Source organism: Wohlfahrtiimonas sp. XWW7 (assembly GCF_056716055.1).
The window spans coordinates 595,926-609,851 of record NZ_CP168032.1; the positions used below are offsets into that span (position 1 = coordinate 595,926).

The following is a 13,926-nucleotide window of genomic DNA, read 5'->3' on the forward strand; positions in this document are numbered from 1 at the left end:
AACCCTCTTTCGGAGGGTTTTTCTTTATAACGAGAATGGAAAACTATGCGGATTGCTCAAGACTTTGTCACCAAAGAATTACCCAAGATTATTAAACTTCCCTATTGCATTATCGCAGGGGATGAACCTGCATTAGTGCTCAATACTGAGCAAAAGATCAAAGATGCAGTCATGAATTCAGGTGAATATGAACGTGAAATTTTTGATGTGGATAATAAATTTGATTGGTCAGATATTATCAATACAGGCCAAAGCCTTTCATTATTTTCAACACAGAAACTCATTCAGCTCAAATTTGCCAACAAACCTGATGCCAAAACATTCAAAATATTGCATGAATGTTTAGATAAAACGAATCCTGATCTTTTTTATCTCATCACAATGCCCAAACTTGATAGCAATACATTAAAGAATAAAACGCTATCAATGGTTGAGAGAAACGGTTGCTTAATCACGATTTATCCACCTGATCACACAAAATTGCCTAACTGGATTCAAAACCGTGCACGTGAATTACATGTGAACTTATCACAAGAATCTGTAGCGTTTATTGCTGCACACAATGAAGGTAACTTTCTTGCGATTGAACAGTTATTAACACAGTTATCCTTTTTATATGGACATCAACAGATTTCCAATGAAATGATCGCCGAGCTCAGTTCAGAGAATTCTAACTTTGTAGCATTTGATTTAAGTTCAGCGCTATTAACAGGCGATATTTCCCGCATTTATCGTATTATTCAAGGCTTACGATCCGAAGGCGATGTGCCGACTTTAGTCAATTGGGTTTTACAAAAAGAGATCGCAACACTGCAACGTATGTATGCAAAAATGGATTCTGGAGCCACCATCGAAATGGCATTGAATGATGTTTGGCAAAATCAAAAGCCTCTCTATCGCTTGGCTTTAAACCGTATGAATCCCAATCGTTTGCGCAATTTAAGCAGCATGGTTGTACAGATTGATCATGCCATCAAAGGCCAACTGAACGAAAATCCTTGGAATGCTATTATGCGTACAGCCTTTGCCTTTGCAGGCAAAAGACTTCTTCCTTTAAGTGCCGAGATTAAACTATGAATGCTTTACCGCCGTTAAATATCCTATTAGAAGCAATTTTAAGCGCTGCGCAAACGCCGCTTAAAATCAGTGATATTCAAACACTTTTTGATGTTCATGAACAACCAAGCACCGACGATATCAAAGAAGCCTTACAAATTTTAAAATATAAATTAGAAGGTCGCGGTGTTGAATTAGTGGAAGTGGCTTCGGGTTATCGCATACAAGTGCCACAACAATATGCACAATGGGTTTCTCGTTTATATGAAGAGAAACCACAGCGTTATAGCCGCGCACTTTTGGAAACATTGGCATTGATCGCTTATCGTCAGCCCATTAGTCGCGGTGATATTGAAGAAATTCGTGGCGTTTCTGTGAGCAGCAATATCATGAAAACATTACAAGAACGCGAATGGATCAAAGTGCTTGGCCAACGCGAAGTGCCTGGCCGACCAAACTTATATGGCACAACTAAACAATTCTTAGACGATTTCAACCTCAAACAATTGAGTGAATTACCGCCATTGATTGAATTAGAAAAACTCGATAAAACTGTTGAACAGATGGGATTATCCTTCAACACAACTGAGGAAGCTTAAATGTTTCGTCCCTTAACGCTCTTCATTGGTTTGCGTTATACGCGCGCTAAACGAAAGAAAAATTTTATCTCCTTCATCTCTTTTATCTCCATTGGCGGAATCGCCCTTGGTATGATGACGATGATTGTTGTCTTATCTGTCATGAATGGTTTCCAAAATGAAGTCCGCCAACGCAATCTTGCAATGGCTTATGATGTTTCCATTCGCAATAGTAATCCACAAGGCTTTGTGGAAAACTGGCAACAATCCTATTCAGATATTAAAGATAATCCCAACATTTTAGCCGCTGCACCATTTAATAATGGTGAAGGTTTAATGGCAGCCAATGGACAATTTTTTCCCGCAAAAATTCAAGGCGTTGATCCTGAGTATGAGCAGTCTGTCTCTTCTATCAGTGATCGCATTACTGCGGATTTTATCTCTAATACCGATTTTTCTATTTTAGAAGAAGGTGAATTTGGCACCATTTTGGGTTCTGATTTAGCCATGAATTTAGGCTTAAATGTTGGCGATTATGTCACATTGATCACACCAAAAATTCAGATCACAGCAGCGGGTGCAATTCCGCGAATGAAGCGCTTAAAAGTTGTGGGCATTTTTCAATTAGGTTTGTATGAATACGATTCTGTAATGGCTTTAATGAATTACAAAGACAGCGGTCGAATCTATCAAATTCCTAAAAATAGTGTTTCAGGCTTTCGTTTAAAATTGGATGATCCTTTTGTCGCACGTGAAACAGCAGATCAAGTTCAAGCCAAATTGGGTGATGAATACAGCACAATGACATGGATTGAAGAATTTAAAACTCTCTTCAAAATGATCGAAATTGAAAAACTCACAATGTTCACGATCATGAGCTTAATCATTGCAGTGGCTGTCTTTAATGTAGTTTCGACATTAGTGATGGTTGTGACAGAAAAACGTCCTGAAATTGCAATTTTACGCACTTTAGGTATGTCGCCTGCCCAAATCATGCTGATATTCATGGTTCAAGGTGTGTTCATTGGCTTTTTTGGTGCAATCATCGGCATTTTATTAGGTTTATTAATTGCTTTAAACGTCAATCCTATCATTAATTTTTTTGAAGGAATTTTTGGTGGCAATGTGGGCAATGCTTTCTATGTGATGGAAATTCCATCCATCGTTGTATGGAGCGATATTTATGTGGTGGCTTTAATAGCCTTTGGTTTAGCAAGCATTGCAACACTTTATCCCGCTTGGAAAGCTTCCAGAACTCAACCCGCGGAGGCGCTACGTTATGATTAAACTATTTAAGCCCTTAAGTTTATCCATCGGCCTTCGCTATACAGCAGCACAACGTAAAAATAATTTTATTTCGTTCATCTCATTCATTTCCATTGGTGGCATTGCATTGGGATTAACAGCGATCATCGTTGTATTGTCTGTCATGAATGGTTTCCAACAAGGCATTACAGAAGTCAGTCAATCCATCGCTTATGACCTTAAAATCACAAAGCGCCCCAACAGTGGTTATTTTGACGATTGGCAATTAATGTATAACAAAGCTGCGAACCATGACAATGTTGTCGCAGGTGCACCTTTTACCAATGGTGAAGGATTAATGAGCGCCAATGGTTTAATGCGCCCTGTTCGCATCGAGGGCATTGATCCTCTCTATCAATCGAATGTTTCAAAAATCATCAGTCATTTCGATGTGCTGAATCAACAAGAAGCAGGCATCATTTTAGGTAAAGATTTAGCGACATTATTGGATGTGAACATTGGTGATTATGTAACATTAGTCACACCTGAAGTTGCTGAAAATTCAGAGGCTGTCATTCCTCGAGTGAAAGGATTCACTGTTGTGGATATCTTCAGCGTTGGCATGTATGAATACGATGCCAATACTGCAATTATTCACATTAATGAAGCGAATCAAGTGTTCAAAGTGCCTGAAAATGAGGCGCAAGGCATTCGCTTAAAATTGCATGACATTAATATTGCACGCGCAACAGCGATGGACATTGTGGATAACCTTGAGGATAACTCTGTGATGATTTATAGCTGGGTGGATCAATTTGCCACTTTAGCCAATATGATTGAAACAGAAAAGCGTACAATTTTTGTCATTATGAGCCTGATCATTGCCGTTGCAGTTTTTAATGTGGTTTCAACATTAGTGATGGTTGTGAATGATAAGCGATCTGAAATTGCAATACTGCGCACATTAGGTTTAGCGCCTAAATCCATCATGGCTATATTTATGGTTCAAGGCATTGTAATCGGTTTTTGGGGCGTTTTAATCGGCACTTCATTGGGCTTATTGATCACATTTAATGTGAATAATCTTATCCATTGGGTTGAATCTTTATTGGGCTATACCGTTTTTGAGCCTAGTGTTTATCCTCTATCCCATATTCCAACCATTATTCGTTGGGACGATATTTGTATGATCGCCCTAATGGCATTTTTATTGGCAAGTTTAGCAACGCTTTATCCTGCTTGGAAAGCTGCTAAAACGCAACCAGCTGAGGCTTTACGTTATGAGTAATCCCATTTTAGTCGCATCTAACCTAGCAAAATCCTATTTTGACCATAAAAATGAAGTCAAAGTCTTTGAAAACCTGAATTTCACAATTCATCCTAAAGATCGCATTGCGATTATTGGTGCATCAGGTTCTGGTAAAAGTACGTTATTGCACACATTATCTGGCTTAGATCAACCAACATCAGGCGAAGTATTACTGAATGGTAAAGCATTCAGCAAAGGCTCTGAAAAAGAGCGTGGCATTTGGCGCAATCAATACTTAGGCTTCATTTATCAATTTCACCATTTATTACCTGAATTTACAGCACTAGATAATGTTGCAATTCCTTGTGTGATTGGTGGCATGAATGTTAAAGAAGCACAAAAACGTGCCAAAGAGATGTTGGTTCGCGTAGGATTATCTCACCGCATTGATCATAAACCTTCAGCATTATCAGGTGGTGAACGCCAGCGTGTTGCAATTGCGCGAGCATTGGTGACAAAACCACTCGCAGTTTTAGCGGATGAACCAACGGGTAATTTAGATGCTGAAAATGCTCGAGCCATTTTTGAACTAATGTGTGAAATCAATGAAGAGATCGGAACTGCACTTGTGGTTGTGACACATGATCTAGAATTGGCACACAAAATGGATCACCGTTTTCGTTTAGATAATCATCAACTCCTTCAGGAACAATAATCATGACCGAATTTTTCATGCAATTCATCGACCTGTTTTTAAACCTTGATCAACATTTACAAGCAGCTGTCGCAAATTACGGCGTTTGGATTTACATTATCTTAATTGCCATTATTTTCTGCGAAACAGGCTTAGTGGTCACGCCGATTCTACCAGGTGATTCACTCTTATTTGCAGCAGGTGCTTTAGCTGCCATGGGTTTATTGGATATTTATATATTATTTTTCACATTATTAATCGCGGCGATTTTAGGCGATGCACTCAATTATCAGATTGGACATTATGTGGGATTAAAAGTATTTAAAAAAGATGCGAAAATATTTAAATTAAAATATTTAGAAAAAACACATAATTTTTATGAAAAATATGGCAGTAAAACAATTGTGATTGCTCGTTTTGTGCCAATTGTTCGTACATTTGCACCATTTGTGGCTGGCGCAAGTAAAATGACTTATAAAACATTCGCAACATATAATGTGTTTGGCGCATTTTTATGGATGATTTCCATGCTAGGTGCAGGTTACATTTTTGGTAACATCCCTTGGATCAAAGATCATTTTTCGGCCATTGTATTAGGCATTATCTTTATTTCAATTTTACCAATGGTTTATGAAATCGGAAAAGCTTGGATGGAACGCCGTAAAAAAGATTCGGAAATTTGATCAGATTATTTGCAAAATATCTGTAAAACTTATAGAATTTGCGGCACAAACAAATAACGGTCAATCTTTCCGACTGAATCAATCATCTAATGTAATCTTACTTGGCTTAATCGGTAGCTAAGTCGTATTAATTATCCTTTATTTAAATCTAGAATTAATCTATGAACTTAACTGAATTAAAACAAATGCCCGCTGCAGAGCTGATTCGTATTGCTCAAGAAATGCAGTTAGAAGGTTTAGCGCGTGCTAAAAAACACGATCTCATTTTCTCTATTTTAAAAGCACATGCAAAAAATGGTGAAGAGATCTCTGGCGATGGCGTTCTTGAAATTTTAAATGATGGCTATGGCTTTCTTCGTGGTGCAGACAGCTCTTATATGGCAGGACCTGATGATGTTTACATCAGCCCATCACAAATTCGTAAGTTTAACCTAAGAACAGGTGACACTGTTTCAGGTAAAATTCGTCCACCTAAGGATAATGAAAAATATTTTTCATTGGCAAAAGTTGACACGATCAACTACGAGCCTGTGGAAAACTCTGTGCGTAAAGTTGCATTTGAAAACTTAACACCCATCCATCCTAATGAATTATTAAAGATGGAACGCGGTAATGGTTCAAGTGAAGATATTACAGCACGTTTAATCGATATGGTTTCTCCAATTGGTAAAGGCCAACGTAGTTTAATCGTTGCACCTCCCAAAACGGGTAAAACAGTAATGTTGCAGAACATTGCACAATCTATTGAAACAAACTTCCCAGAATGTTATCTCATCGTATTATTGATCGATGAACGTCCTGAAGAAGTGACAGAGATGAAACGTCTATTAAGAAATGGTGATGTGATCGCATCAACATTCGATGAACCAGCTGTTCGTCATGTACAAGTGGCAGAAATGGTGATCGAAAAAGCACGCCGCTTAGTAGAACATGGCCGTGATGTTGTGATCCTATTAGACTCAATCACACGTTTAGCTCGTGCTTATAATGCTGTTGTACCTTCATCGGGCAAAGTATTATCAGGTGGTGTCGATGCCAATGCATTACATCGTCCTAAGCGCTTCTTCGGTGCAGCACGTAACATTGAAAATGGCGGTAGTTTAACCATCATCGCAACAGCATTAGTGGATACTGGCTCAAAAATGGATGAAGTTATTTATGAAGAGTTTAAAGGTACAGGGAACTCTGAACTTCATTTAGATCGCTCGGTATCTGAAAAACGTATTTTCCCTGCAATTGATATTAATCGTTCTGGTACGCGTAAAGAAGAACTCTTAACAGATCCTGACGATTTGGCGAAAATGTGGATTCTCCGTAAGATTTTATATCCTATGGATGAGATCCAATCAATGGAGTTCGTTTTAGAACGACTCAAAGAAACGAAGACAAATCAAGCATTTTTTGATGCAATGAAACGCTAAGTATTGCGCAAAAAATATCTTTTTGTTAGAATATCGTGCTAATTTGAACTAAGTAGGCTTATTATCAGCCGTTGTTTTTTACTTATTACTGGATTTTATTATGAAAGCAGAAGGTCATCCTAACTATCGCCCAGTTGTTTTCCAAGACAGCTCAAGCGATTTCGCGGTTTTAACGCGCTCAACAATTTCAACGAAAGACACTATTGTTTGGACAGATGGTAACGAATACCCTCTTTACAAAATCGAAGTTTCTTCACAATCACACCCTTTCTTCACTGGTAAACAAAATATCGTGGATACAGAAGGTCGTGTTGATCGCTTCCGTAAGAAATACGGTCGTTAATCGATTCAAATTAAAAAGCATCTATTGTAGATGCTTTTTTTTTGAACATTTGAATTTTGCTAAGTTGCTCAAGCTCGTTTATATTAGTTCCGTGTGTTATTAGCCATAACATATTTATTGGATAGATCTTATAAAGATCACAAAGGAGGACAAAATGACAACTACTAATAGAAATAGTGTTACCTATATTGATAACCGTACACAAAAACAAGGGGAATTCCCAATTTTGGAATCGGTATATGGTGATGATGTTGTTGATATTGCAACAATGAATCGTACTTTAAATTTATTCAGCTACGATCCTGGTTTCGTTTCAACAGCAAGCTGTGAAAGTGCTATCACTTATTTAGATGGCGATAAAGGTGAGCTACTTTACCGTGGTTATCCTATTGAGCAATTAGCAGAAAGATCAAGCTATCTTGATGTTTGTTATTTGATTTTTAACGGTGAATTACCAACGTTAACTGAATCAAAAGAGTTTGAAAACATCATCATGACGCATAGCCTAATGCATGAAAATCTAAAAGTATTCCTGCAAGGCTTTAGATATGACTCTCACCCAATGGCTATTCTAGCGGGTACAGTAGCATCTATGGCGGGCTTCTATCATGATAAATTAGATATTCATAACCCTGAGCATCGTATGATCACAGCGCATCGCCTGATCTCAAAAATGCCAACATTAGTCGCTGCTGCTTATAAACATTCGATTGGTATGCCATTAGTTTACCCAACGAATTCATTATCATATGCTGGTAACTTCATGAACATGATGTTCAGTTCGCCATGTGCGCCTTATGAAATTGATCCAATTGCTGAAAAGGCGATGGATGTATTGTTCATTTTACATGCTGACCATGAGCAAAATGCTTCAACATCTACAGTGCGTATGGCAGGTTCTTCAGGTGCGAATCCTTATGCTGCAATCTCTGCGGGTATCTCATCTTTATGGGGTGCATCACATGGTGGTGCAAATGAAGCCGTATTAACTATGTTAGCTGAAATTGGTTCAGTTGAGAATGTTGCTAAATTCGTTGCAAAAGCAAAAGATAAAGAAGATCCATTCCGCTTGATGGGCTTTGGTCACCGTGTTTATAAAAACTTTGATCCACGTGCTAAATTAATCAAAGGCATTGCAGATCAGGTATTGGCTAAATATGGTAACGACCCATTAATGGAAGTTGCAAAACGTTTAGAAGAAGTTGCATTGCAAGATGAATACTTCATCGAGCGTAAATTGTATCCGAATGTAGACTTCTACTCAGGAATCATCTATAAAGCACTGGGCTTCCCAACACAAATGTTCACGCCATTGTTCGCATTAGCGCGTACAGTGGGCTGGATTACACACTGGAATGAGATGATCGCAGATCCTAAGATGAAGATCTCTCGTCCAAGACAACGTTACATCGGACACACACTCCGAAACATGTAATTAATTTGATTTTAATAAACCGCCAGATATGGCGGTTTTTTTTGGAACCATTCAGATTTAAAAGGAAAATTATGAACACTCTACTAGGCCAATCTGTACTATCATGCGAACAATTCGATCTTCACACATTGAATAAATTGTTCTCTTTGGCAGATATTTTACAACCAGTTGCAGCAGGTAAAGCCTATACAAATGTACTTGAAGGTGCTGTAATGGGCAGCTTATTCTTTGAAGCGAGTACTCGTACACGCTTAAGCTTTGACGCTGCTTTCATGCGTTTAGGCGGTAAAGTTTCGAGTACAACAGGTGTTTCATTCTCCTCAATTGTTAAGGGTGAATCTATCGAAGATACAGCACGTGTGATTTCTGGTTACTTCGACGTATTAGTGGTTCGTCACCCTGAAGAGCAAGCTATTTATAAAATGGCACAATCGACAGATATCCCTGTGATTAATGGCGGTAATGGCGCAGGTGAACATCCTACGCAAGCCTTATTAGATGCTTATACAATTCATAACGAATTTAAATTGAATGGTAAAACTATGGATAATTGCCGCATCGCTATGATTGGTGATTTACGTTACGGCCGTACAGTTCACTCTTTGGTTAAATTGATGTCTTTATACAAAAACATCACTTTCACTTTTGCATCTCCTGATTTCTTAAAAATGCCTGAATACATCACTGAGTTTGCACGTGAACGTGGTCATACTGTGATCGAAACAGATCAGTTGAAACACGGTATTCACAACAATGATGTGATCTATGCAACACGTATTCAAAAAGAGCGTTTCACGGAAGGCGAAGAAACTCGTAAGCCAGAATTAAGCTTCCGTATTAATCAATCCATGATTGATCAGTATGCATTGAAAGATGCCATCATTATGCACCCATTACCTCGTGATAGCCGTGAAAATGCAAATGATCTAAGCAATGATTTAGACAATGATCCACGTTTAGCAATCTTCCGCCAATCAGATGCGGGCGTGCCTGCAAGAATGGCATTATTTGCAATGGTGCTAGGCGTAGATGAAGGTATTGAAAATACAATTAAACCAGCAGGTTGGTTCGTTCCTTAATTTCAAAGGTTAACGGTTCTGAGATTATCAGCTATAATTAGGATTTACATTTTCATTTATTGCATCCTTTAGGAGAGAATTATGTCAGCCATTAAACATTTAGTTGCTAGAGAAATCATTGATTCACGTGGAAATCCAACAGTTTGGGTAGAAGCGACTTTGGAATCTGGTGTTAAAGGTATTGCAGCCGTACCAAGTGGTGCATCAACAGGTGCAAGAGAAGCGATCGAATTACGTGATGGTGATAAATCACGTTATGGTGGTAAAGGCGTATTGAAAGCATGTGAAAATGTAAATGGCGAAATTTTAACTGCAGTTCGTGGTATGGATGCCGCTGATCAAAAAGCATTGGATGCTAAATTGATCGCATTAGATGGTACAGACAATAAAGCTCGTTTAGGTGCTAATGCATTATTAGGCGTTTCATTAGCAGTTGCTCATGCTGCTGCAAACGAAAAAGGTATCCCTTTATATCGTCATTTAAACGATACAACACAATATGTATTGCCTGTACCAATGATGAACATCTTAAACGGTGGCTCTCATGCTGATAACTCAGTAGACGTTCAAGAGTTCATGATATTGCCAGTAGGCGCGCCTTCTTTCAAAGAAGCTGTACGCTGGGGCGCTGAAATTTTCCATGAATTGAAAAATGTATTGAATGCTCGTGGTTTAGCAACAACTGTGGGTGATGAAGGTGGTTTTGCACCTAACTTGTCTTCTAACGAAGAAGCTTTAGAAGTCATCATGACTGCAATCAAAGATGCAGGTTATACACCTGGTAAAGATGTATTCCTAGGTTTAGACGTTGCATCATCTGAATTCTATAAAGATGGTCAATACGTTTTAGAATCAGAAGGTAAATCTTTTACATCTGAAGAGTTTGCTGATTTCTTAGCTGATTGGGTTGCTCGTTATCCTATCATCACAATTGAAGATGGTATGGATGAAGCTGACTGGGCTGGTTGGAAAGTATTAACTGAAAAATTGGGCGATAAAATCCAATTAGTGGGTGATGATTTGTTCGTAACGAATACTAAGATTTTGAAAGAAGGCATTGATAAAAACATTGCTAACTCAATCTTAATCAAGTTCAACCAAATCGGTACTTTAACTGAAACATTAGAAGCAATTAAAATGGCTGATGATGCGAACTATACATCTGTTGTATCTCACCGTTCAGGCGAAACATCAGATGTAACAATTGCTGATTTAGCAGCAGCTGCATTAAGCACACAGTTGAAAACAGGCTCATTGTGCCGTTCTGACCGTGTTGAAAAATACAATCGTTTGATCTGCATCGAAGAAGAATTGGGTAGCAATGCAATCTATGCAGGAAAAGCTGCATTTAAAGCAGTAAAATTCTAGTTTAAATTTCTAACAATCATCTGAAAACTAAGTGATGGATTATATCCATCACTTTTTTATTGCATCAATTAAGGCTCAATTATGAATGATACTCATAAACTTATCCAAGTTTTATCCACAGATCGCTTAATTATGCGTGAATGGCAAGATTCTAATTTATCAAGCTTATATCAAATGGTTTCTGATCCCGATGTGATGAAATTCTTCCCTTCAGTGTTATCTGAAGCTGAAGCTCAAGATTTTCTTAAAGGCATTCAAGAAAGAATGAACCAAAATGGTTGGGGACTGTGGGCATGTGAACTCAAAGCCACACAAGAAGTGATTGGTTTTGTTGGTTTAAATATTCCTAAGGATGATTTTTATTTTAATCCTTGTGTAGAGATTAGCTGGCGTTTACGCAAAGAGTTTTGGCATCAGGGTTTGGCACAAGAAGCAGCTCGAGAAGCACTCAAATTTGGTTTCACGAAATTAAATTTAGATAAAATTATTGCCTTCACTACTGTGACAAATCTTCCATCACAAGCTTTAATGGCAAGATTAAATATGGTTAAAAATGCTCAACATTTTAATCATCCAAGATTAGCAAAAGATCATCCTTTGGCTGAACATGTTCTATATGAACTCTCAAAAGATTCATGGTTAAATCATCAAAAATAAAATCAAAAACCAATGTTTCACATGAAACATTGGTTTTTATGTCAAAATAATCACAAAGAATCTAAAGCATCTTGTCTCATCATCAACGTCTTAATGCCTTGGTCAAATAACTCCATTAAAGACTTATCCTTCATAGAGTTTTTAAGCATATCTACACCACTTTGATTAGGATCTAACTGTGGATTGAGCTGCCCATTAGATAAGACATCTTTTTGATCTGGTGTTGAAAACGTTATGTTTGTTTGATCAACCCATTTTTCATCTGCCTTTGTTGCCGTTTCCGCACACTCAAACTGTGTATAAATTATTCTATTATTCTCATCAATACATTTATTCAAAGCTTTGGATTTTGGCATCATAGTTGTGGATGAATCTAACATCGGAACTTGAGCCAAAGCCATCGATTGTAATATTAACAATCCCCCTGCAATCAATAATCCAACATAACGATTCATTCACCACCTCGTGTTTTATACTTACTCTAAAACTGGCTTTCTCACTTTTTTATCATTGTTTTGCGAAGCTTCAGGTTCCAATGTACGTGTTTCATCACCAAACTTTTCTGCACTGGTCATGTTAGTTTCACTCAACCAACCTTCTGTTACAATTTCAAAGCCTTCAGGACAATCAAATTCTGTATAAACAATAGGATCTTTCCCATTATCACATTTATTAATTGTTGAATCGCTACTTTGTGCAAATGCTGGCGCAATGCCAAAAGACAATAGGCCAACAATGAATAGCTGCTTATACATATAAAATTCCTCTATTTTTAGGTTATTTTTTCAATATATTAATTCAGTGATTATAACAAATAATACTCTCAAGTCATTTAATTTGAATCAATCGACTAGGCTTAATAACATGAGGTAAATGTCGTTCACCCAAACCCAAAAATGTTTGATCATATGCATATAGACGATAAAACTGTTCATCTAGCTGATATGGCAATGCAATTTTTTGTCCATTCTTTAAACGTAAAGTATCCTCTTCACTGAATTCTAAAATGGGATAATCAGCAATAGCGCTATCTACCACCAACAATAAATCATCAGCATTACCCTCTTCTAATGCTTTCTCTAATATCATCATAGTGATTAAATTGGGTTTAAAATATGGTGCAACTTCTGTTCGTCTCAACATTGTTAAATGCCCCACTGTTCCCAATGACTTTGCAATATCTTCAGCGAGCACTCTAACATAAGTACCTTTAGAACAAGTCACTTCTGCAGTAAAACTCACATCATTAAAGCTAATTAAATTAAGCTGATAAATTGTAATATCTCGTGCTGGACGCTCTACCTCAATACCTTCACGAGCCAACTCATATAATCGTTTACCTTCGTGATGTAGTGCTGATACCATTGGTGGCACTTGCTGAATATTCCCCACAAATTTCTGCAAAGCTTCTGTTAATATCTCTGTGGATAAAGTTGGGATAGTAGCCTCTTTAACCATGCTACCTTCTGCATCACCAGTATTAGTTGAGGCGCCTAATAGGCAAGTAAATTCATAAGTTTTACGGTTATTCAATAACTGATGGTTAAACTTGCTCGCTTCACCAAAACAGATGGGTAATAACCCTGTTGCCATAGGATCTAAAGTTCCTGCATGGCCAGCTTTTTCCGCTTTATATAGCCATTTTACTTTCTGTAAAATATCATTACTTGATATACCTTTTGGTTTATCCAAAAGTAAAACGCCATCCAAAGGACGGCGCTTGATTTTAGCTTGTTTACTCATCGTGATCTTTATTTTTTGCTTCGTCTTCTTGAATTGCCTCAGTAATTAGAGCAGATAATTCATTACCTTTTTCTAATTGCTCATCATATTCAAACTCAAATTTAGGAATTTTACGGAGTTTTAAAACCTTGCCCAACATTCTTTGGAATATTGGGGCATGTTCATTCAAAAGCGTAATCATTTCTTTACGCTCTTCTGTCGGTCCTAAATACGTTACTAAAACTTTAGCTTGAGAGAGATCTCTCACCACTCTCACAAGAGTGATGGAGATCATCATAATACGTGAGTCACCGATTTCCTTACGGATCAACATAGACAATTCTTGTTTCAATTGCTCATCAATACGACGAGTTCTTGAGATATTAGCCATGTTTA

16 protein-coding genes are annotated in these 13,926 nt (G+C 37.6%); 12 read left to right on the top strand and 4 right to left on the bottom strand.

All coding sequences use genetic code 11. The features are described 5' to 3' along the window. The first annotated feature begins 45 nt into the window (after nucleotides 1-45). From holA to ACA100_RS02985, 12 genes are all read left to right on the top strand, one after another. Complete coding sequence (gene holA, locus ACA100_RS02930; RefSeq protein ID WP_481078515.1) at nucleotides 46-1,077, top strand: DNA polymerase III subunit delta; 1,032 nt, start codon at nucleotides 46-48, stop codon at nucleotides 1,075-1,077. Beyond that, on the top strand, nucleotides 1,074-1,655 hold the full coding sequence (gene scpB, locus ACA100_RS02935) for an SMC-Scp complex subunit ScpB (RefSeq protein WP_481078516.1): 582 nt from the start codon (nucleotides 1,074-1,076) through the stop codon (nucleotides 1,653-1,655). The genes holA and scpB overlap by 4 nt, the downstream gene beginning before the upstream one ends. Further along, nucleotides 1,656-2,921 carry a lipoprotein-releasing ABC transporter permease subunit gene (locus ACA100_RS02940; RefSeq protein WP_481078517.1) on the top strand — a complete coding sequence of 422 codons (1,266 nt, stop codon included), beginning with the start codon at nucleotides 1,656-1,658 and terminating at the stop codon, nucleotides 2,919-2,921. Beyond that, nucleotides 2,914-4,167: a lipoprotein-releasing ABC transporter permease subunit gene (locus tag ACA100_RS02945; protein WP_481078518.1), complete on the top strand. Its 1,254-nt coding sequence runs from the start codon at nucleotides 2,914-2,916 to the stop codon at nucleotides 4,165-4,167. Before ACA100_RS02940 ends, ACA100_RS02945 begins: the two co-directional genes overlap by 8 nt. Continuing rightward, nucleotides 4,160-4,843, top strand: a complete 684-nt coding sequence (gene lolD / locus ACA100_RS02950; RefSeq protein ID WP_481078519.1) for a lipoprotein-releasing ABC transporter ATP-binding protein LolD — start codon at nucleotides 4,160-4,162, stop codon at nucleotides 4,841-4,843. Before ACA100_RS02945 ends, lolD begins: the two co-directional genes overlap by 8 nt. A gap of 2 nt (nucleotides 4,844-4,845) precedes the next feature. Beyond that, complete coding sequence (locus ACA100_RS02955; protein ID WP_481078520.1) at nucleotides 4,846-5,505, top strand: DedA family protein; 660 nt, start codon at nucleotides 4,846-4,848, stop codon at nucleotides 5,503-5,505. Nucleotides 5,506-5,666: 161 nt separating this feature from the next. Beyond that, nucleotides 5,667-6,926, top strand: a complete 1,260-nt coding sequence (gene rho / locus ACA100_RS02960; protein WP_481078521.1) for a transcription termination factor Rho — start codon at nucleotides 5,667-5,669, stop codon at nucleotides 6,924-6,926. Nucleotides 6,927-7,026: 100 nt separating this feature from the next. Continuing rightward, complete coding sequence (locus ACA100_RS02965) at nucleotides 7,027-7,269, top strand: type B 50S ribosomal protein L31 (protein ID WP_077926535.1); 243 nt, start codon at nucleotides 7,027-7,029, stop codon at nucleotides 7,267-7,269. Between the two features lie 154 nt (nucleotides 7,270-7,423). Further along, nucleotides 7,424-8,704: a citrate synthase gene (locus ACA100_RS02970; protein ID WP_481078522.1), complete on the top strand. Its 1,281-nt coding sequence runs from the start codon at nucleotides 7,424-7,426 to the stop codon at nucleotides 8,702-8,704. Nucleotides 8,705-8,775: 71 nt separating this feature from the next. Beyond that, complete coding sequence (gene pyrB / locus ACA100_RS02975) at nucleotides 8,776-9,783, top strand: aspartate carbamoyltransferase (RefSeq protein WP_481078523.1); 1,008 nt, start codon at nucleotides 8,776-8,778, stop codon at nucleotides 9,781-9,783. Between the two features lie 81 nt (nucleotides 9,784-9,864). Next, entirely contained in the window at nucleotides 9,865-11,151 is a 1,287-nt protein-coding gene (eno, locus tag ACA100_RS02980) for a phosphopyruvate hydratase (protein WP_481078524.1), read from the top strand. A gap of 81 nt (nucleotides 11,152-11,232) precedes the next feature. Continuing rightward, nucleotides 11,233-11,808, top strand: coding sequence for a GNAT family N-acetyltransferase (locus ACA100_RS02985; RefSeq protein WP_481078525.1), 576 nt, complete (start codon nucleotides 11,233-11,235; stop codon nucleotides 11,806-11,808). A gap of 50 nt (nucleotides 11,809-11,858) precedes the next feature. Here ACA100_RS02985 and ACA100_RS02990 read toward each other — a convergent pair whose 3' ends face one another. From ACA100_RS02990 to rbfA, 4 genes are all read right to left on the bottom strand, one after another. Beyond that, nucleotides 11,859-12,263: a hypothetical protein gene (locus tag ACA100_RS02990; RefSeq protein WP_481078526.1), complete on the bottom strand. Its 405-nt coding sequence runs from the start codon at nucleotides 12,261-12,263 to the stop codon at nucleotides 11,859-11,861. A 21-nt stretch (nucleotides 12,264-12,284) separates the two neighbouring features. Continuing rightward, the gene (locus tag ACA100_RS02995; RefSeq protein WP_481078527.1) at nucleotides 12,285-12,563 is read right to left on the bottom strand and encodes a hypothetical protein; all 279 of its coding nucleotides are present in this window, start codon (nucleotides 12,561-12,563) and stop codon (nucleotides 12,285-12,287) included. A 73-nt stretch (nucleotides 12,564-12,636) separates the two neighbouring features. After that, a complete protein-coding gene (gene truB / locus ACA100_RS03000; RefSeq protein WP_481078528.1) occupies nucleotides 12,637-13,551 on the bottom strand; it encodes a tRNA pseudouridine(55) synthase TruB in 915 nt (304 codons plus the stop codon). Then, nucleotides 13,544-13,921: a 30S ribosome-binding factor RbfA gene (gene rbfA / locus ACA100_RS03005; protein ID WP_481078529.1), complete on the bottom strand. Its 378-nt coding sequence runs from the start codon at nucleotides 13,919-13,921 to the stop codon at nucleotides 13,544-13,546. Before rbfA ends, truB begins: the two co-directional genes overlap by 8 nt. Nucleotides 13,922-13,926 lie beyond the last annotated feature (5 nt).